1 protein-coding gene is annotated in these 1,550 nt (G+C 40.3%); it reads left to right on the top strand.

Annotation, left to right across the window (positions count from 1 at the left end; genetic code table 11):
• Positions 1 to 250: 250 nt before the first annotated feature.
• Entirely contained in the window at positions 251 to 1,519 is a 1,269-nt protein-coding gene (locus tag Q4575_RS19630; RefSeq protein WP_215962644.1) for an IS110 family transposase, read from the top strand.
• Positions 1,520 to 1,550 lie beyond the last annotated feature (31 nt).

Below are 1,550 nucleotides of genomic sequence, written 5' to 3'. Positions count from 1 at the left end.
CTTATAGTTGCTCCGTTCCACTAATTAATCTGTTTACCTAGCTCATTAATAAGCGGAATATGCTTCTGTTGCTTACGAATATTTGAGCGCAAACACTCGATGCTTTTAACAAGACTTTCGGAGCAACAGAGGTCACTTGTTTCAATACGCATACTCAGGGATTGCCGTTTATATCGACTATCTATAAGACCTGCGAGAAACAATATTTCAGCCATATTCCATGGTTAACTTTACGCTTCGGAGTTAAAAAATGAAAGTATTTAATCCTTCCGATTTTACTGCTCTTATCGCTATTGATTGGGCCGACCGTAAGCACGACATTTGTGAACTCGATCACCAAAACAACAAACCCATTTTTAGCGTAATTTCCTCTAAACCCGAGGCGATTAGTGCTTGGGCTAATGCTTTAAAGCAGAAGTACAATGGGCAACAAATTGCGGTCGCCTGTGAATTAAAAAAGGGGCCTTTAATTTACGCATTAAGTAAATTTAAACATATCGTTTTGTTTACTATCAATCCGTCAACTGTCGCAAAATACCGAAAGGCATTTACACATAGCGGTGCCAAAGATGACCCCACTGATGCAGCTATCCAATTAGAAATATTGCAACAGCACATGAGTAAATTAAAAGTTATCACTCCCGACACCGAAAGTATTAGGTCACTAGCTCAACTGGTGGAATACCGCCGAACACTGGTGCAGGACCGAGTTGACTTAACGAATAGGCTCTCCACTACATTAAAAAATTATTACCCGCATGTACTTGATTGGTTTAAAGAAAAAGACAGCATGATATTCTGTGATTTTCTTTCACGTTGGCCATCACTTGCACAAGTTAAACGGGCTAGAAAGCAAACCTTAATTGACTTTTTTAACCAACACAATTCACGTTACTCAGCGGTAAATGAAAAGCGTATTATAGAAATTAAGCAAGCTGAACCATTAACGAACGACAATGCCATAATCAGTCCTAACCAACTTCTTGTTGAATGTTTGATTGGGCAACTCAAGCAATTAATGTCATCAATCGAACGATTCGACCATGAGATAAAATCGATTTATAAAAAGAACAGCGACCGATTTATTTATGATAGCTTGCCAGGAGCTGGTCCCCAAATGGCCCCTCGATTATTAGCCGCAATGGGGTCAAATCGCGAGCGTTACCAGTCATGTGAAGAGATACAAAAATACGCCGGTATTGCTCCTGTAACGGAACGAAGTGGCAAAAAAGAATGGATACATTGGCGCTACTCATGCACAACCTTTTTAAGGCAGACATTTGTAGAATGGGCTGGTCAATCAGTGCGATATTCGTTTTGGGCCAAAGCTTATTACCAACAACAAGTAAGCAAAGGAAAGCCACATAATACTATCATTCGTGCGCTGGCATTTAAGTGGATAAGGATACTGTTTAGATGTTGGAAAACAAAGACGGCATACGATGAAACAACCTACCTTGAAGCACTAAAGCGTAAGGGCTCACCCCTTCTGAAATATGCGGTGGAAAGTGAGTATTAATACTTGCTGTCCACCTCAGGGCGTGTTGTTA

The organism is Psychrosphaera sp. 1_MG-2023 (genome assembly GCF_030548245.1).
In the GTDB taxonomy this organism is placed as follows: Bacteria; Pseudomonadota; Gammaproteobacteria; order Enterobacterales; family Alteromonadaceae; genus Psychrosphaera; species Psychrosphaera algicola.
This window is presented reverse-complemented; position numbering and strand designations above follow the sequence as displayed.

Bases quoted from the DNA above. Each gene is read 5' to 3' on its own strand.
- Q4575_RS19630 (WP_215962644.1), top strand. From the start codon at position 251: ATGAAAGTATTTAATCCTTCCGATTTTACTGCTCTTATCGCTATTGAT.